This window comes from Chitinilyticum aquatile DSM 21506 (assembly GCF_000430805.1).
GTDB lineage: Bacteria > Pseudomonadota > Gammaproteobacteria > Burkholderiales > Chitinibacteraceae > Chitinilyticum > Chitinilyticum aquatile.
In genome coordinates this window covers 1-17,520 of sequence record NZ_AUMS01000001.1, presented here as the reverse complement: position 1 = coordinate 17,520, position 17,520 = coordinate 1, and the positions used below count along the sequence as shown (strand labels likewise).

The window sequence follows — 17,520 nt, the reverse complement described above, 5'->3', positions numbered from 1 at the left end:
TGCTGACGCAAGCATACAACGGGGACACTGCACCAGCAGGGAAAACCCGAAATCACCAGGAAAAATACCCCGTTTGCAACACTTACAGCGGCTGAATGTCCAGCTTGGCAAAGAGTGCGCGATCCCGCGTGACATCCGGATTGCCCGTAGTCAGCAGCTTGTCGCCGTAGAAAATCGAATTGGCGCCGGCGAGGAAACAGAGCGCCTGCATGCTTTCATCCATTTGCTGGCGCCCGGCCGACAGGCGCACGAAGGATTTCGGCATGGTGATGCGCGCCACCGCAATGGTGCGCACGAATTCCGTCCAGTCCACGGCTTCCTTGCCCTCAAGCGGCGTCCCTTCAATCTGCACCAGATTGTTAATCGGCACCGAATCCGGCTGCGGATCAAGATTGGCCAGCTGCGCGATCAAGCCGACGCGGTCATTCCGGGTTTCGCCCAAACCGACAATGCCCCCCGAACACACACTCAGGCCAGCCTTTCTGACCTTGCCCAGCGTATCTAGACGATCGTCATAGCTGTGGGTCGTGACGATTTCGCCGTACTTTTCCGGGCTGGTATCAAGGTTGTGGTTGTAATAATCGAGACCGGCATCGCGCAGTTCCTCGGCCTGCCCGTCTTTCAGCATGCCGAAGGTCGCGCAGGTTTCCAGCCCCAGCGCCTTCACGCCGGCAATCATGCGCTTCACTTCGTCCAGATCCTTGTTTTTCGGACCACGCCAGGCCGCACCCATGCAGAAACGGCTGGAACCGTTTTCCTTGGCGATTTTCGCGGCGTCGATCACGTCTTCGGCCGTCATCAGCTTTTCCCGCTCGAGGCCGGTTTCCTTTTCGTGATGCGCCGATTGCGAGCAATACCCGCAATCTTCCGAGCAGCCACCGGTTTTTACCGACAACAGGGTGGACAATTGCACCCGGCTGGCATCGAAGTGTTCGCGATGCACCAGCTGTGCCTGGAACAGCAGATCGTTGAACGGCAGGTCGAACAATGCCGCAATCTCGTCCAGCGACCAGTTGTCGGCTTTCGGGTGCGGCGTCGGGCGCTTGAGTTCAATGGTTTGGACAGCAGCATTACTGCCCTGACAGGAAGAGGCTTGGGTCATCACGGTTTCCGGCATTCAGCGCCGAGGCGCTGGCAAGGCATCAAGTGAAAGTCGGTTTTCCATTTCGACCTGCCGCCGGGTAAACACGGGGCAAACGGGAAGTTGGAAAAACAACGGCTATATTGGCTTCTCATGCGTTTGCATTGGCTTGGCCGCTGAAAACGCGTGCAGGCGTTGCAAAGCACCTGCTGTACATGAAGGATGGCGGCCATTGTCGGAAGCGGGAGGCAAGTTGTCAAATTTTGGCGCGGCAATTTTGAACAACTTCCGCCGGGCGGCCGGACTGCTTGATCGTGTACTGCCCTGCCGCTGTGTGCTGTGTCAGACCAGTGGCCGGGAAGCACTGTGCAGCGCCTGTCTGGCCGGCCTGCCCTGGTTGCCGCGCCAGGCCTGTCCGCGCTGCGCCCTGCCGACGGCAGACGGGCAACTGTGCGGCAGCTGCCTGCGGGCGCCGCCTGCTTTTGATGCCTGCCACGCACTGCTGGGCTACCAGTCCCCCGTCAGCGAACTGGTGATGGCCGGCAAATATGGCGGGCGGTGGCAACTCTGGCCTCTGTTCGGACAGCTGATGGCGCAGCATCGCCCGGCGCTGGCAGCAGGCAGTGTCCTGATTCCACTGCCACTGCACGCCAGCCGCCTGCGCGAACGCGGTTTCAATCAGGCGCTGGAGCTGGCACTCCCGCTGGCACGGGCGAGCAATCTGTCATTGCGGCATGATCTGCTGGTGCGCACCCGCGATACCGGTCACCAGTCACGGCTCAGCCGGAAGGCACGGCACAGGAATTTACGGAAGGCGTTTGCCGCAGCACCAGCGGTGGCCGGCCTGGATGTGATCGTGGTGGATGACGTGATGACCAGCGGTGCCAGCCTCGACGCCGCCGCCCGGGCACTGAAGGCAGCGGGCGCCGCCAGCGTCACAGCCTGGGTACTGGCACGCACCCTGCCGCACGGAAGGAAGCAAGAACGCTGCTCGCCACACACAAATCACAGTATCCATCTACAGCCCTTTTAAATAGAGGGCTGCAGCCTGATACCCATCAGGTCTTTTTGGAAAAATACAGCGTCATCACGATTTCCTCGTCGCCGTTCTCGATGTTCACGTCCTCGAGGTTCAGGTCCGAGGGCTGCAGGATGCTGACGCCGTGGCCGATGCCGATCTTGCTCCAGCTGCGCTCCAGGCGCTTGGCGACATTCTTGGCCGGCACGCGCGCGGATTTTTCCAGCGAAAAACCGTGTGACGCGGCGGCCTCGTCCATCATCTGGCTGACCTGCTCACTGGGCACGAATCTGCCGGCCACTTCACCCACTTCCCAGGGCAGGAAGTCCTCTTCCTCGCGGCAGCGCGTCAGCACTTCTTCCTTGAACTGCTGCTGCTGTTTGGCATCCGTGATCTGCTCCGACACCTGCTCCAGCACATCGGCCACCATTTTGGTCGTACTGGCCGGATCGGGCACGCGCAGCACCTGCAGGAAATCATCCAGCCAGAATTTGGCGTTCTGCGCCTGCCGGTCCACCGCATACATCAGCGGACCGTTTTCCAGAATCAGCGCTCCCTTGTCGATCAGGCGCGGATTGATGCCGGTGGCGTGCCGCAGGTCGATCACCTCGCCGGATTCGACCACCGTCAGAAAATCATCGCGGATTTCGGACTTGAACACGCCGATGGCGCGCTGCGTGCCCTCGCCTTCTTGCAGCCCCTCGAACAGGATGACCAGCAGATCGCCGGCGCTGATGTTCGGGTGTTGCGAGCGCGCGTGCAGGTGCTTCGCAATCACTTGGGACAAGGCCACGAAACCGAGTTCGCCCCGGAAAAACTGCTGCTTGTAGTGATACAGCTCGTTCAGGTTCAGGTCAGTCTCGTGGATGAACTGATGCTGCTTTTTCTCCGAAACGATGCCCTTGAGGTAACCGGCCAGAATCAGTGCCGACACGTCTTCGTCCACGCTGGCGGCACGCTCCGACAGGTGCAGCGGCTCGCCGCGTGCGGCATTGCCGACACGATGGACTACGAGCTGGGCGACGCGGGACTGTTCGATCATCATGGGAAAAACCTGCTGGGGGAATGAGCGCGAATTATCACTGCGACTGGAGCTGGCCGCAAGGGCACACCGAAATACCCATACATGTATAAGCACAAAGCCATTTCAGATAAATGGATTCATTAATATACCCTTGATATTTTCCAGAGAAAAACCTGCGAAGGCAGCCCATGCCGTTCGGCGGAAACGCTAAAACCACCGGCTTTACAAGGTTTTCAGGGCTGCTATTTCTGAAGTGCAAAAGCAGTCTTTATCAACCCGGACAAAAGGAGGTGTTCATCATGGGCAGCCTGATCAGACGCAAACTGGACAACCTGCAGGAGCCGCTGAGCACGCTGGACGATCTCTTCCGCGGTTTCTTCGTGCGCCCGGTGGATTTCGACGCCCCGACCCAGATCAAGATTGATGTCAAGGAAGACGACAAGGCCTACACGGTGCATGCCGAGCTGGCCGGGGTGAAAAAAGAGGATATCAAGGTGCACGTCGAAGACGACGTCGTCACGATTGCGGCCGAAGTGAAGCAGGAAAAGGAAACCAAGGAAGGTGACCGCGTACTGCGCTCGGAACGCTATTTCGGCGAGGTATCGCGCAGCTTCCGCCTGGGCCACGCGCTCGACGAAGCCGCCACCACCGCCAGCTTCAAGGATGGCGTGCTGGAACTGGTGCTGCCGAAGAAGACCATCAGCGAAAAACGCCGGCAGATCGAAATCCTCTAGCTTCCCGCCCTGCGGTGCAAGCGCTTTGCATGAAACACAAAACCCGGCCTCGGCCGGGTTTTGTTGTGGCGCATTGGCCGGTCAGACTTTTTTCAGGAAACACGCCTTGAGCATGAACTGGCCGGCATCGAGCTTGCAGTCGACTTCGTGATCGCCGCCGCTGACCAGCCGGATGCTTTTGACCTTGCTACCCTGCTTCAGCGTGATCGACGAGCCCTTCACCTTCAGGTCCTTGATCAGTACCACGGCATCGCCGTCATTGAGGATGTTGCCGTTGGCATCGCGCACCACCGCGTCGGCTTCCTCATCGCTGGCAGCAGCCACCGCCGGCCACTCGAAGCCGCAATCGGCACAGACGAAGTTGTCGCCATCGGGGTAGGTATTTTCCAGTGTGCATTGGGGACAGGCGGGCAGCGTAGACATCGGCATTCCAGATTCGGCAGATTGCAAAACGCGCAGTATAGCAGCGGGAAGCCGATTCCCCTGTAACGCTCATGGTTTCTTGGCCAGACATGCATGGCATACTGCCCGGGCTTTTACCAAACCGGCAGCAACACCCGTACACCATGAAAAACCCGCAAACCGCCGTCAGGGACGAACTGGTACAGACCATCGCGGCACTGGAAGCCGAGCTCGCGCGGGCGGAGGCCGCCGGCAATGCCAGCATCTACATACTGCTGGCGGGCGACACGCCGCTGCAATTCGTGCTGCGCGACCGCAAGCCGGTGACGGCTGCTCCGTGCGACATCCATCTTGCAACGCGTTTCGAGAAAGCCGATGCCGAGATGATCGCTGCAGCCCTGCCGGCCAGACCCGACAGAGCCATCCGGATTGCAGATTCCCGCGAGGCCATGCGAGGCGCACTGGCCCAGACACGGGCACGACTGTTTGCCATCGACCACCAGGTCAACGTCATCAACTGGCTGCCATCGACCAGACAATAGCCGGGCAGGACATGCCTACCAGACGCTGAGAATGGAGGTACAGTTGGTTTCGGCCTCATCCTGGCAGGCCAGATACTGCGGATCAGCCAACTCGGCGGGCTCTTCCAGCATGGGGACATCCATCCGGCTCATTTCGTCGAGCCCGCCCGCAAAGAGGTTGGCGACGTACAGCACGTCATTGAGTGTGCGCAACTGTTCGACAGGGGGGCGTGGCAGGTCGATTTCATGCACTGCGTCGATGACTTCATCTGGCAAGCCCAGTGTGCTCATCAGCGCGGCGCCGATGCTGTCATGCCATTGCGCGACCAGATAATCAACCGACGCCGGACGCTCGACCAGCTCCGGATAGTGCCCCGCGCGATCCAGCAGGAAAAAAGCACCAAGGTCGTGTATCAGCCCGGCCAGCATGGCCACGTCGGGGTTGTGCCGCGTCAGACGTCGGGCGAATACCATCGCGTAGACGGCGGTACGCATGCTGTGCCGCCACAAGGCCAGCGCCTTGTCCTCGAAAGCACTCGCCCCTTCACCTTTGCTGAGCTGCTGCAGGGAACAGGCCATCGCCACCGAGCGCGTGGTCTGCATGCCCAGACGCACGACGGCCGATGACAGATCAAGCACCGGACGCCCCGAGGCATTGAATGCGGCGGTGTTGGCCAGCTTAAGCAACTTGCTCGTAATCAGGGGATCTTTCTGCACTTCCTGTGCAATGCGCTGCAGGGAGGCAGTCTGGCTGCGCATCACTGAACTGATGCGTATTGTTGCGTCAAAACAGACTGGAAACACAACGTCACCCGTCAACTCCCGGGCAATATCCTCCAGAAAATGGAAGCGTTCGTCGCGCAGGGCGTCGGCTGTTTTTGGCACAGAGTGCAGTTCGGGCATGATGACCTCGGAACTCATACGGGCAACGTCATGCTTTCACTATAGCTGACAGCGCTGCCATCACCGCAGGTCGCGGGTCCGGCACTCGAAGTGCAGCCCCTGCTCCGGCATGGCCTTGCGAGGCCGCGTCGTACTAGCAGGCCGGCAACCCCACGGTCAGCGCCAGGCCACCCAGCGCCGTTTCCTTGTAGCTGTGCTGCATGTCCTGCCCGGTACGCAGCATCGTTTCGATGACCTTGTCGAGCGACACCAGATGCTCGCCGTTTTCCAGTAATGCGAGTTGCGCGACCTTGATCGCCTTCTCGGCCGCCACGCCGTTGCGCTCGACACAGGGCACCTGCACCAGGCCACCGACGGGGTCGCAGGTCAACCCGAGATGGTGCTCCATCGCGATTTCGGCTGCATTTTCAATCTGCGCCAGCGTGCCGCCCAGCACCGCGCAATACGCGCCAGCCGCCATCGAGCACGCCACGCCCACCTCGCCCTGACAGCCGACTTCGGCACCGGAAATCGATGCGTTCATCTTGTAGAGCAGGCCGATGGCCGCGGCGGTCAGCAGGAAATCGACAATACCTTCATCGGATGCATTGGGCGCAAAGTTGCGGTAGTACTGCAGCACCGCCGGAATGATGCCGGCCGCGCCATTGGTCGGCGCGGTGACGATGCGCCCGCCGGCGGCATTCTCCTCCGACACGGCAATCGCATACACCATCGGCCAGAGCATGATGTCGCCCCGGCCGGCCTGCTGCAGCATCTGCAGCTTTTTCATGATTGCCGGTGCGCGGCGGCGTACATGGTAATCCCCCGGCAGCTCGCCCTCGCACTGCCCGCCCCGCGCGATGCAATCCTGCATCACACCGGCAATCGCCAGCAGACGGCGACGGACTTCCGCGGCCGGCAGATGTACCAGCTCGTTCTCCAGCATGATCTGCGCAATCGTGCGATTGTGCACGCGGCACAGCGCCATCAGCTCTGCTGCCGAGCGGAACGGATACGGCACCGTCAGCGCGTCAGCCAGCGGCGCGGCCAGCTCGGCCTCGGTCTGCACGAAGCCGCCGCCGACCGAGAAATAGGTTTCATCGGCCAACACGCGCCCGTCCGCCACCAGCGCACGAAAACGCAGGCCATTGGCGTGCTGCGGCAGAAACTGGTGCCGGTGCAGCAAGAGGTCACACGCAAAATTAAAAGGCAGGGCTTTGCTGCCGGCCAGCAGCAGATCGGCCCCCAGTTGCAAAGCCTGCGCGCGCGCCTGCAGATGCTGCGGGTCGACGGTAGCCGGCTCGGCACCTTCCAGCCCCAGCAGCACGGCAGCAATCGTGCCATGGCCGGCACCGGTCAGCGCCAGCGAGCCGTACAGATTGGCCTCGACACGAGCGACACTGGCCAGCACGCCGCTGTCCTGCAGCTGCTGCACGAAGCGCCGCGCGGCCACCATCGGCCCGACGGTATGCGAGCTGGACGGCCCGATGCCGATTTTGAACAGATCGAAGACGCTGATCATGGAACTGCTTACCTGCACGGAGATGGAATCGTTGCCATGGGTAGCGGCGACGCTTCTGTCGCGCCGGCCACCCGCCTGCGATTCACTATCGCACAGCGCCGCACAATGCCATATCAGGAAAACCCAAGCCCTTGCGTGCGGGTTCGTCCAGCTGTAGTCGGGAAAACCGCAACTACAATTTCGTGTCTCATTTGCGCCAGCGCAAGGCTGGCCAAGCGCAGGCGCCTACACTGTGTCGCAGTGCAACATGAAATGAAGGATAGCGCCATGAACAGCGATCACTGGGACCACATCCCCGCCCTGCCCGACCCCGATGCCGCCAGCGCCGTGCATGCGGCGATGCACGACGCGCCATAAGCAGCACAGCCCCAGCAAACGCCAGCTTTACGCCAGAAAAGCATTTTGCTGGCAAGCCAACCCAGTAAAGGCGTAAGCTTTTGCGTCCATTTTTCTGAATTTGTCGTCTGCGATGAGAAAAAAACTGCCGGGCCTTCTGATTATCCTTGCCGCCTCCACCGCAGGTGCCGCAGAAACGTCGATTGTCAAACCCTCTAGCGATGAAAGCGAGGCAATCAGGAACAAGTGCAGCATCCGGGCTGGCCGCGTCGAAAACCTGGAACAGGTGTCCTGCTACCAGGAACTGCTCGGTCGCTTGATATTTGAGAAAAACCGCCCCGTGATGCAGGTGGTCATCGAAACCTATCGGCAAGCTTCACCGGAAGGTCGCAAACAGTTCGAAACCAGTTTCATCGAGGCATGCAGCCAGCAGCGCCGGAATGCCGACACATGGGGAACTGACGTCGGCTGCGGCGCCTATCTCACCGGTCTGCTCAATGCCGGACTACCCCGTGACGAAAACGGCAACTTCCCCGGCAGGGACAACCCGCCGATGTCGGCGGAAGCCATCGCCAGCCTGGCCCTGCAGATCAAGCTGGGTACACATGATGGACAGGATGTGATCCTTGATCTTTCCACGCGCGCCGAAACCGACGGCGTAGTCATGGCCCAGTATCTGGAAAGCACGCAGGGCGTTGCGGTTCGCTGCAGCAAAAATCTGCTTTCGTACGATTACGGCAGCCAGAAAGAACTGGCGCAATGGGCATTCAAGACCCCAGGCACAGCCATCGAAAAAGCAGCGCTACAGGCACTGTGCGGCGGCTGATTCTGATCACTCGGCAGGTTCTTCCTGCGCCTGCAGTGCCCACATTCTGGCGTAGACACCGCCCGCATCCAGCAGCGCACGGTGCGTGCCGCGTTCGATCACGCGGCCGCCTTCCATGACGAGGATTTCGTCGGCATCGGCAATCGTCGACAGCCGGTGCGCGACAATCAGTGTCGTGCGGTTGGCTGAAATCGCCTTCAGCTCGGCCTGGATGGCTTTTTCGGTTTTCGAATCCAGCGCGCTGGTCGCCTCGTCAAAAATCAGGATGGGCGGGTTTTTCAGGATGGTGCGCGCAATCGCCACGCGCTGCTTTTCACCGCCCGAGAGCTTCAAGCCACGCTCGCCGACAATGGTGTCGTAGCCCTGCGGCAGCGCTGCAATAAAGTCGTGGATGTGCGCCGATTTGGCGGCTTCGATGATCTCCTCGCGGCTGGCATTCGGCTTGCCGTAGGCGATGTTGTAATAGATGGTGTCGTTGAACAGCACCGTATCCTGCGGCACGATGCCGATGTGCTCGCGAAGGGTATGCTGCTGCAGCCCTCTGATATCTTCGCCGTTGATCCGTATACCCCCGGATTGCACATCATAGAAGCGGTACAGCAGGCGCGAGAGCGTCGATTTGCCGGCGCCGCTGGCCCCCACGACGGCGAGCGTGCCACCGGCCGGGATGGTGAAATCGACACCGAAGAGTATCTGCCGCTCGGGATCATAGCCGAACTCAACCGCATCGAAGCGCACCTCGGCCGCCTTGGTCGAAAGCGGCCTGGCGTCCGGCGCGTCGGTGATTTCGGCATTGCGTCCCATCAGCGCAAACATCTTGTCCATGTCGGCCAGTGCGTGCTTGATTTCGCGGTAGACAAAGCCGAGGAAATTCAGCGGGCCATAGAGCTGCAGCAGGAAGGCATTCACCAGCACCAGATCGCCCAGCGACATGCGGCCGGCCACCACGTCGGCCGCGGCCAGCCACACCAGCCCGGTGACGCCCAGCGCAATGATGCAAGCCTGACCGGCATTCAGGAAATTGAGCGACACCTGGCTCTTGATCGCCACGTCCTCCCATTTGGCGAGGCTTTCGTCGTAGCGGCGGGCTTCCCAGCGCTCGTTGTTGAAGTATTTCACCGTCTCGTAATTGAGCAGCGAATCCACCGCCTTCGAATTGGCGCTGGAATCCAGCTCGTTCATCTGCTTGCGCCAGCCCATGCGCCATTCGGTCACGCCCAGCGTGAAGGCGATGTAGAGCGCGATGGTGCCAAAAGTAATGCCGGCGAAATACCACTCGTACTTTTTGAGCAGCACCAGCGCCACCAGCACGATTTCCACCAGCGTCGGCAGGATGTTGAACAGCGTGAAATTCAGCAGAAAGGAAATGCCCTTGGTGCCGCGGTCAATGTCGCGGTTCACCCCGCCGGTCTGGCGCTCAAGATGAAATCTGAGACTCAGTCGGTGCAGGTGCTCGAACACCTGCAGCGCCACGCGGCGGATTGCGCCCTGCGTCACCTTGGCAAACACCGCGTCGCGTGCCTCCCCCATGATCGCCGACGCCAGTCGCAGGCCACCGTAGGCCAGCACCAGAGCCAGCGGCACCGCCAGCGGGTGCTTGCTGGCATCGAGCGCATCGACGATATCTTTGAGTACCAGCGGCACGCCGACGTTGGCGAACTTGGCCGCGATCAGCAGCCCCAGTGCCAATAGCACCCGCCCCTTGTAAGCCCACAGATAGGGCAGCAGCGATTTGATGGTCTGCCAGTCGTGCCGGCCGGCAGCAGATGAAGAGGAAGGAGGCATGGACTATCCAGTAACAGGCAAGGTATTGCCTCACAGCCCTTACGATCAAAGGGCCATACGGCAATACCTTCGAAAAAAACGGCAAGCCCGGCAAGGGGGCCGCATGCTGATTCTGCAGATGGGGGCAGAAGCCCCGGACTCAATGCAGCGTACGCGGAATCGAAAGCAGGAATTCGGCAATCGGTACGTCGAAGGCTTCGCCGGCCTGCGTCACCATCTGGTAACTGCCGCGCATGGTGCCAACCGGCGTGCCGAGCGTCACGCCCGAGGTGTATTCGAAGGACTGGCCCGGCTCCAGCCGCGGTTGTTCGCCCACCACACCTTCACCGCGTACCTCCTGAATGCCGCCATTCATGTCGGTGATGATCCAGTGGCGCGTCAGCAGCTGCACCGGCACGCTGGCCGCATTGCTGATGGTGATGCGGTAGGCAAACACATACTGGTCAGTGGCGAGATCGGACTGCTCGGCCACAAAGCGGGTTTGCACCTGAACGGTAACGGGATAATGTGCGGACATCGGGCTGCACCAGCGGATCAGACACGGGAAGGCAGTTTACCCGAACTCGCGCAGCCGGCGCGGCCTGCTTTGCGCAATGTCAGCGCGCGATAGGCAAGCAGCCGGCATACTGGAACGACCCGTTTTCCCCTTACAATGACCACCGCCACCGCACCGAGGACCCGACATGACTTTCCGCATCGCCCCCAGCATCCTGTCTGCCGACTTTGCCCAGTTGGGCCCTGAAGTAAAGAACGTGATCGAGGCGGGCGCCGACATCATCCACTTCGACGTGATGGACAATCACTACGTGCCGAACCTGACCATCGGCCCGCTGGTCTGTGAAGCCATCCGTCCGTGGACCGACGCGCCCATCGACGTACACCTGATGGTGAAGCCCGTTGACCGCATCATCCCGGATTTCGCCAAGGCCGGCGCCAACATCATCACCTTCCACCCGGAAGCGAGCGAACACGTCGACCGCTCGCTGGGGCTCATCAAGGAATGCGGCTGCAAGGCCGGCCTGGTGTTCAACCCCGCAACGCCGCTGTCGTATCTGGATTACGTGATGGACAAGATCGACATGATCCTGCTGATGTCGGTGAATCCGGGCTACGGCGGCCAGAGCTTCATTCCGGCGGTGCTGGAAAAAGCCCGCCAGGCACGCGCGCGCATCGACGAATACACCGCGAAAACCGGCCGCGAAATCTGGCTGGAAATCGACGGCGGCGTGAAAGTGGACAACATTGCCGAAATCGCCGCCGCCGGCGTCGATACCTTTGTCGCCGGCTCGGCCATCTACGGCAAGCCCGATTACAAGGCGGTCATCGACCAGATGCGTGCCGAGCTCGCCAAGGTCGCCCGCTAGGCAAGCCGGCCCCCCCCGAATAAACATCGATAGGTATCAAGCCACAGCCTTTTTGATAAAATGGCTGTGGCAACATACCCCAAGCATTCAGCAACAACCCCGGCATATTGTTCCGCACACGGCTGGACAGCCTCCGGCGGCGATGCGACGATTTGCCCCTGCCCCACTCGCCTGACGCTCCGCCATGACCATTACCGCCTTTGCCTTTGACCTCGACGGCACCCTCGTCGATTCCATTCACGATCTGGCGCGCGCCGCCAATGCCATGCGCGCCGACCTGGGCCTGGCTGAACTCGCCAGCGACACGGTCGAGAGCTATGTGGGTGATGGCTCGGCCAGCCTCGTGGCACGCACGCTGGCCGACGACCATGCCGCGGAGTACACCGGCTCGGCGGAGCAGAAAAAGGCAATGGAACTCTTCAATGCGCACTATCTGGCCGGCCTGACCATCGCGACGAAGTTCTACCCGCGCGTGCAGGAAGTGCTGCACACGCTGCACGAGCGCGGCATTCCGCTCGCCATTGTCACCAACAAGCCGGAACGCTTCACGCTGCCACTGCTGCGTGAAATGGGCGTGTTCGAGCATTTCGACGTCATCGTCGGCGGCGACACCGCCAGCGACAAGAAGCCCGCTGCCGCGCCCATCCTGCTGGCCGCCGCCAGGCTCGGCGTGCCGCTTGACCAGCTGCTGATGGTGGGTGATTCGAAAAACGACATCCTGTCGGCGCGCGCAGCCGGCTGCCCGGTGGTGGCGGTGAGCTATGGTTATGGCGACGACGTGGCGAGCCTGGGTGCCGATTCGGTCATTCACGATTTCCGCGAACTGCTGGAATTTCTCGACGACGGCGAGTAAGCGACAACCAGTCGCGGTGCCAGATCGCCACACCCGCACTACCGCTGGTAGGCTGCAGATTTGCAATTCCTGCGTAGGGTATTAACCTTATAGACATCCCCGACCAGCCCGGAGCTGTCTCATGAATCTGCGCGCCAACCACCGCACCCTTGTTCTGGATGCCTCGATCACCCTGCTCAGCCTCGCGGCGGTTGTCTATTTCAGTGTGACAGCGCAGCTGTTTTCCAGCGGCATCAGCATCGTGCTGGCACTGATGGCGGCCCGCCATCTGCTCAACGACTGGCAGGCACTGCAGATCACGCCGCTGCAATTGAGCCTGCGTGCGACCCGCAATTCCTGGCGCGTTGATACCATTGCCCTGAGCCTGCTGCTCACGGCAGCCGTCACCTGCGTGCTGAGCAACAAACCGCCGATACTGCTCGGGCTGACACTGGCGACGGCGGTGCTCACCGCCCGCCACTGGCTTAACGGCTACGAATCGCTGCACAACACGCGTCACGGCGAACGCTTCGAAGCCACGCTGCAAGAGCAGGGAATTTGACGCCGCCGCGTGTTGGCTGCACAATGCCCTGACTCCCTTTATACGGTTTTTCCCGCACATCATGGCTGTTCATTTCCTGCAGAGACTCGATTGGCGATGGCGTCGCTCGTAATCGCGAGCCCACGCCCTTCCTTGTTCTAACCAGTCCCTCTGTCGGAGACACCCATGCTGACCCGCGCCGAATTCGACGCCCTGGCCGCCCAGGGCTATAACCGCATCCCGCTTGTACTCGAACTGTTTGCCGATCTGGATACACCGCTGTCGGTGTACCTGAAGCTGGCCAACCGCCCGTATTCCTATCTGCTGGAATCGGTGGTCGGTGGCGAGCGCTTCGGTCGTTATTCCTTCATCGGGCTGCCGGCCCGCACGCGACTGAAAGTCGTCGGCCAGACCACCGAGCTGATCGTTGACGACCGGGTGGTGGAAAGCCACAGCGACAACCCGCTCGACGTGATCGCCGCCTACCAGGCGCGCTTCAATGCGCCATCCCTGCCGGGCATGCCGCGTTTTCTGGGCGGGCTGGTCGGGTACTTCGGCTATGAAACCATCCGCTACGTGGAAAAGAAGCTGGCGGCGTGCCCCAAGCCCGATCCGATCGGCGCGCCGGACATCCAATTGCTGCTGTCCGAAGAACTGGCGGTAGTCGACAACCTCAGCGGCAAGCTATACCTGGTCGCGTATGCCGACCCAAGCATTTCCAATAGCTATGAAGCAGCCAATACCCGCCTGTCCGAATTGCGCATGAAGCTGCGCGAGCCGGTGCAGATCCCGCTGTCGCATCCGGCTAAGATGGTCGCCACGCCGGTCTCCGAATTCGGCGAACAGCCTTTCAAGGACGCGGTACTCAAGGCCAAGGACTACATCCGCGATGGCGACATCATGCAGGTGGTGCTGGCACAGCGCATGACCGCACCGTTTGCCGAGTCACCGCTGGCGCTGTACCGCGCGCTGCGCTCGGTCAACCCCTCGCCCTATATGTTCTTCTACGATTTCGGCGACATGCACATCGTCGGCGCCTCGCCGGAGATTCTGGTGCGCCTGGAAGGCGACGCGATCACCGTGCGCCCGATTGCCGGCACCCGCCCGCGCGGCAAGACCCGCGAACAGGATCTGGCGCTGGCCGAAGAGCTGCTGGCTGACGAGAAGGAAATCGCCGAGCACGTGATGCTGATCGACCTGGGCCGCAACGACGCCGGCCGGGTAGCAACAACCGGCTCGGTGAAGCTGATCGACAAGATGATCATCGAGCGTTATTCGCACGTGATGCACATCGTCTCCTCGGTGGAAGGCAAGAAGCTCGCCGACAAGAACGCGATGGATGTACTCAAGGCCACTTTCCCCGCCGGCACTGTGTCCGGCGCGCCGAAGGTGCGCGCGATGGAAATCATCGACGAGCTGGAGCCGACCAAGCGCGGCGTGTATTCCGGCGCGGTCGGCTATCTGGGCTTCAATGGCGACATGGACGTGGCGATCGCGCTGCGCACGGCGGTCGTGAAAAACGACACGCTGTTCATGCAGGCCGGAGCCGGCATCGTGGCGGATTCCGTGCCTGAGAGCGAATGGCAGGAAACGCTGAACAAGGCCCGCGCCGTACTGCGTGCCGCGGAATTGGTTCAACACGGTCTTGACGCCTAAAGCCTGAGGAATTGCCATGTCTCTTTTGATGATCGACAACTACGACTCGTTCACCTACAACCTGGTGCAGTACTTCGGCGAACTCGGCCAGAACGTGCTGGTACACCGCAACGACGAAATCACCATCGCGGAAATCGAGGCGCTCAAGCCGAAATACCTCGTGGTGTCGCCCGGCCCCTGCTCGCCGCTGGAAGCCGGCATCTCGGTCGCTGCGATCAAGCACTTTGCCGGCAAGCTGCCCATCATGGGCGTCTGCCTGGGCCACCAGTCCATCGGCGAAGCCTTTGGTGGCAAAATCGTGCACGCCAAGACACTGATGCACGGCAAGGTGTCGCCGGTGGAGCACCACAATATCGGCATGTTCAAGGGTATACCCAACCCCGTCACCGTGACCCGCTACCACTCGCTGGCCATTGAGCGCGCATCGCTGCCCGACTGCCTGGAAGTGACCGCGTGGACGGCAGATGGCGAAATCATGGGCGTGCGCCACAAGACACTGCCCATCGAAGGCGTGCAGTTCCACCCCGAATCCATCCTGACCGAATGCGGCCATCAGATGCTGGACAACTTCTTGCGCGAATTTGCCTGATTTGCCAGCAAGGCCGCCGTGTGCGGCCTTTTGTTTGCCCGAGGAAAAAACATGCGACACCTAAGCGCCCTCGTATTCGCCATGCTGGCCGTCCACGCGCTGGCCGCGGATGACAACCAGGCCGAGCGCCGCAATACCGAACGCGACCATGTTCAAGCACTCCTGCTGGCACAACACGGCGCGGAAGAGGAATGCGACCAGAAAGCAGGCAACCAGGCCGAGTTGAAGGATTGCCTTGCCACGCTGCTGCCGCAAGCAAAACAGGACCGGCAGAACGCAGAAGCCGCCGCACTGGCCGCCATGAAACAGCTCGACCGAATCCAGCTGCGCAGCGAAGCGGTGTCCGCCCTGCAGCAGGATATCAAGGCGTATTCCCGTTACCAGAAAGCACATTGCCGCTGGGTAGCCGCCAGTTACGGCAGTGGCACAGGCTCGGGCATTGCCGAGGCCGCGTGCCGGATCGACCTGGATCGCGCCCGCGCGCATGCATTGTCCATCTATTACATGCGCTAGATACCCACACAGCTATCTAGTCATAACCCTTTCAAATAAAAGCATACTGACATATACCCCGAGGAAACCATGATCACCATCCAGCAAGCCCTCAACCGTCTGATCGATAGCAACGAGCTTTTTTACGATGAAATGCTGCACCTGATGCGCCAGATCATGTCGGGCGAAATGCAGCCGACGCAGATCGCCGCGCTGCTGATGGGCCTGCGCACCAAGGTCGAAAGCGTGTCCGAAATCGCCGCCGCCGCCACCGTGATGCGCGAATTCGCCACCAAGGTATCGGTGAAGGATCGCAACCACCTGATCGACACCTGCGGCACCGGCGGTGACGGCGCACACACCTTCAATATCTCGACCACCTGTGCCTTTGTCGCCGCCGCCGCTGGCGCCAAGGTCGCCAAGCACGGCGGGCGCTCGGTCAGCTCCAGCTCCGGCAGTGCGGACGTGCTGGAAGCACTGGGCGTGAATCTGAACCTGACGCCCGAACAGGTCGGCCAGTGTATCGACCAGATCGGCGTCGGCTTCATGTTCGCGCCCAACTACCACAGCGCCATGAAATACGTCGCCCCGGTGCGCCGCGAACTGGGCGTGCGCACCATCTTCAACATCCTGGGGCCGCTAACCAACCCCGCTGGCGCGGACAACCAGCTGATGGGCGTGTTCCACCCCGATCTGGTCGGCATCCAGGCCCGCGTGCTGCAGCAGCTGGGCAGCACGCACGTGATGATCGTGCACGGCCGTGACGGGCTCGATGAAATCAGCCTGATGGACAAGACACTGGTCGCCGAACTGAAGGACGGCGACATAGCGGAATACGAACTCGACCCGCGCGATTTCGGTTTTGCCTTCTGCGACGTGAAGGACCTGCACGCCAGCGACGCGCAACAATCGAAGGCAGTCATCGAACAGGTGCTCGACAACGTGGCAGGCCCGGCGCGCGACATCGTGCTGCTCAACGCCGGTGCGGCGATCTATACCGCCAACAAGGCGGTGACACTGGAAGACGGCATCAACGCCGCGCATGAGGTGCTCGCCAGCGGCGCGGCGAAGGCCAAGCTGGCCGAGCTGGTGGCACTGACGCAGCAGCTGGCAGTGTGATCTGAAATGTGCAGAGGTTTAGTGTGGTTCATGACGGCTCTCTCGGCTTGCGATCAGACGCGTATCTAACGCGATCATGATAGGAATGCGTGGGCTTTGTTGTACAAATCGGCACACATCCTGCTTGATCTGACCACATTGCCACACAATCCGTCGTCAGCATGAGCAAGCCTGTCCCGCCAAAGTACCGCACCACCAACAGGAAACCCTACAATCATGCGCTGTGCCAGCGTGGCTCTCTGCTGATCTGGCTGGACAAGGACATGGCATGGTTTGCCGCCCCAACCGGATAACGTGGTCGCTCCGAGTGATTCACCGATGCAGCAATTCAGTTCTGCCTGATGATCAAAAATCTATTCAATCTGGCGCTCCGCCAAACCACGGGCATATGGTCGCCAGTCTCAACAAGGAAGATGCCCAAGTTTGACTGAGCGCAGCGCATTTCAAGTTTTATGGCTAGCGGGTCATCACTCAAATGTGAGGTTAACCGCGAATTTCGGATACCAAGCGTAGCCAGATAAACTGGCATACGGAGGTATCGATGTACAAAATCCCGAAGCAGAGCTTCACCACCGAGTTCAAGCAAGAGGCGGTCCGCCTGGTCGAAGCCGAAGGCAAATCCCCCGCCCAGGTCGCCCGCGACCTGGGCATTTCCGAGCAGACACTCAGCAACTGGCGCAAAGCCAGCAAGGCGGGAAAACTGGCCGCCGGAACTGGCAAGGCCATCACGCCCGAGCAGATGGAGTTATCCCAGCTGCGCGCGGAGAACGCCCGACTGAAGATGGAGCTCGAAATC

General features: G+C 60.9%; 20 protein-coding genes and 1 pseudogene. 13 read left to right on the top strand and 8 right to left on the bottom strand.

The window, feature by feature from the left end; translation table 11 throughout:
* Positions 1 to 82 precede the first annotated feature (82 nt).
* Complete coding sequence (bioB, locus tag H559_RS0100105; RefSeq protein ID WP_028450992.1) at positions 83 to 1,102, bottom strand: biotin synthase BioB; 1,020 nt, start codon at positions 1,100 to 1,102, stop codon at positions 83 to 85.
* A gap of 232 nt (positions 1,103 to 1,334) precedes the next feature.
* On the opposite strand from bioB, the gene H559_RS22980 reads away from it, so the two are divergent.
* Positions 1,335 to 2,114, top strand: a complete 780-nt coding sequence (locus H559_RS22980; protein WP_211230859.1) for a ComF family protein — start codon at positions 1,335 to 1,337, stop codon at positions 2,112 to 2,114.
* Positions 2,115 to 2,139: 25 nt separating this feature from the next.
* Here H559_RS22980 and H559_RS0100095 read toward each other — a convergent pair whose 3' ends face one another.
* Complete coding sequence (locus H559_RS0100095; protein ID WP_028450991.1) at positions 2,140 to 3,144, bottom strand: nucleoid-associated protein; 1,005 nt, start codon at positions 3,142 to 3,144, stop codon at positions 2,140 to 2,142.
* Between the two features lie 278 nt (positions 3,145 to 3,422).
* On the opposite strand from H559_RS0100095, the gene H559_RS0100090 reads away from it, so the two are divergent.
* Entirely contained in the window at positions 3,423 to 3,857 is a 435-nt protein-coding gene (locus H559_RS0100090; protein WP_051278766.1) for an Hsp20/alpha crystallin family protein, read from the top strand.
* A gap of 81 nt (positions 3,858 to 3,938) precedes the next feature.
* Here the strand turns inward: H559_RS0100090 and H559_RS0100085 are convergent, their stop codons facing one another.
* A complete protein-coding gene (locus H559_RS0100085) occupies positions 3,939 to 4,280 on the bottom strand; it encodes a zinc ribbon domain-containing protein YjdM (protein WP_028450989.1) in 342 nt (113 codons plus the stop codon).
* A gap of 143 nt (positions 4,281 to 4,423) precedes the next feature.
* On the opposite strand from H559_RS0100085, the gene H559_RS0100080 reads away from it, so the two are divergent.
* Positions 4,424 to 4,801 carry a hypothetical protein gene (locus H559_RS0100080; RefSeq protein WP_028450988.1) on the top strand — a complete coding sequence of 126 codons (378 nt, stop codon included), beginning with the start codon at positions 4,424 to 4,426 and terminating at the stop codon, positions 4,799 to 4,801.
* A gap of 15 nt (positions 4,802 to 4,816) precedes the next feature.
* Here H559_RS0100080 and H559_RS18135 read toward each other — a convergent pair whose 3' ends face one another.
* The 3 genes from H559_RS18135 to H559_RS22485 form a co-directional block, all read right to left on the bottom strand.
* Complete coding sequence (locus H559_RS18135) at positions 4,817 to 5,683, bottom strand: HDOD domain-containing protein (RefSeq protein WP_034639348.1); 867 nt, start codon at positions 5,681 to 5,683, stop codon at positions 4,817 to 4,819.
* A 133-nt stretch (positions 5,684 to 5,816) separates the two neighbouring features.
* Positions 5,817 to 7,184: an L-serine ammonia-lyase gene (locus tag H559_RS0100070; protein WP_028450987.1), complete on the bottom strand. Its 1,368-nt coding sequence runs from the start codon at positions 7,182 to 7,184 to the stop codon at positions 5,817 to 5,819.
* A 384-nt stretch (positions 7,185 to 7,568) separates the two neighbouring features.
* On the bottom strand, positions 7,569 to 7,766 hold the full coding sequence (locus H559_RS22485) for a hypothetical protein (protein WP_155845237.1): 198 nt from the start codon (positions 7,764 to 7,766) through the stop codon (positions 7,569 to 7,571).
* 70 nt (positions 7,767 to 7,836) lie between these two features.
* On the opposite strand from H559_RS22485, the gene H559_RS0100060 reads away from it, so the two are divergent.
* Positions 7,837 to 8,346 (top strand): hypothetical protein, encoded by a 510-nt coding sequence (locus H559_RS0100060; RefSeq protein ID WP_155845236.1) that lies wholly within the window; start codon positions 7,837 to 7,839, stop codon positions 8,344 to 8,346.
* Positions 8,347 to 8,352: 6 nt separating this feature from the next.
* On the opposite strand, the gene H559_RS0100055 is transcribed toward H559_RS0100060, so the two are convergent.
* Both H559_RS0100055 and apaG read right to left on the bottom strand, forming a co-directional pair.
* On the bottom strand, positions 8,353 to 10,131 hold the full coding sequence (locus H559_RS0100055; RefSeq protein ID WP_028450985.1) for an ABCB family ABC transporter ATP-binding protein/permease: 1,779 nt from the start codon (positions 10,129 to 10,131) through the stop codon (positions 8,353 to 8,355).
* A 139-nt stretch (positions 10,132 to 10,270) separates the two neighbouring features.
* Positions 10,271 to 10,648 carry a Co2+/Mg2+ efflux facilitator ApaG/CorD gene (apaG, locus tag H559_RS0100050; protein ID WP_034639171.1) on the bottom strand — a complete coding sequence of 126 codons (378 nt, stop codon included), beginning with the start codon at positions 10,646 to 10,648 and terminating at the stop codon, positions 10,271 to 10,273.
* A gap of 166 nt (positions 10,649 to 10,814) precedes the next feature.
* Between apaG and rpe the strand changes: the two genes are divergently transcribed.
* The 9 genes and pseudogenes from rpe to H559_RS0100005 all read left to right on the top strand — a co-directional run.
* The gene (gene rpe, locus H559_RS0100045) at positions 10,815 to 11,495 is read left to right on the top strand and encodes a ribulose-phosphate 3-epimerase (protein ID WP_028450983.1); all 681 of its coding nucleotides are present in this window, start codon (positions 10,815 to 10,817) and stop codon (positions 11,493 to 11,495) included.
* Positions 11,496 to 11,679: 184 nt separating this feature from the next.
* Positions 11,680 to 12,348: a phosphoglycolate phosphatase gene (locus tag H559_RS0100040; RefSeq protein WP_028450982.1), complete on the top strand. Its 669-nt coding sequence runs from the start codon at positions 11,680 to 11,682 to the stop codon at positions 12,346 to 12,348.
* Positions 12,349 to 12,469: 121 nt separating this feature from the next.
* Positions 12,470 to 12,889 (top strand): hypothetical protein, encoded by a 420-nt coding sequence (locus H559_RS0100035; RefSeq protein WP_028450981.1) that lies wholly within the window; start codon positions 12,470 to 12,472, stop codon positions 12,887 to 12,889.
* A 165-nt stretch (positions 12,890 to 13,054) separates the two neighbouring features.
* A complete protein-coding gene (trpE, locus tag H559_RS0100030; protein WP_034639168.1) occupies positions 13,055 to 14,524 on the top strand; it encodes an anthranilate synthase component I in 1,470 nt (489 codons plus the stop codon).
* A gap of 16 nt (positions 14,525 to 14,540) precedes the next feature.
* Complete coding sequence (locus tag H559_RS0100025; protein ID WP_211230858.1) at positions 14,541 to 15,113, top strand: anthranilate synthase component II; 573 nt, start codon at positions 14,541 to 14,543, stop codon at positions 15,111 to 15,113.
* Positions 15,114 to 15,164: 51 nt separating this feature from the next.
* Positions 15,165 to 15,626, top strand: coding sequence for a lysozyme inhibitor LprI family protein (locus tag H559_RS21185; protein ID WP_081412791.1), 462 nt, complete (start codon positions 15,165 to 15,167; stop codon positions 15,624 to 15,626).
* Between the two features lie 69 nt (positions 15,627 to 15,695).
* Complete coding sequence (gene trpD / locus H559_RS0100015) at positions 15,696 to 16,724, top strand: anthranilate phosphoribosyltransferase (RefSeq protein WP_028450978.1); 1,029 nt, start codon at positions 15,696 to 15,698, stop codon at positions 16,722 to 16,724.
* A gap of 161 nt (positions 16,725 to 16,885) precedes the next feature.
* Positions 16,886 to 17,113: pseudogene (locus H559_RS22070) on the top strand (transposase); the annotation flags it as partial.
* 152 nt (positions 17,114 to 17,265) lie between these two features.
* Positions 17,266 to 17,520 (top strand): transposase (locus H559_RS0100005; protein WP_028450977.1); only part of this gene is annotated, 255 nt, incomplete at its 3' end.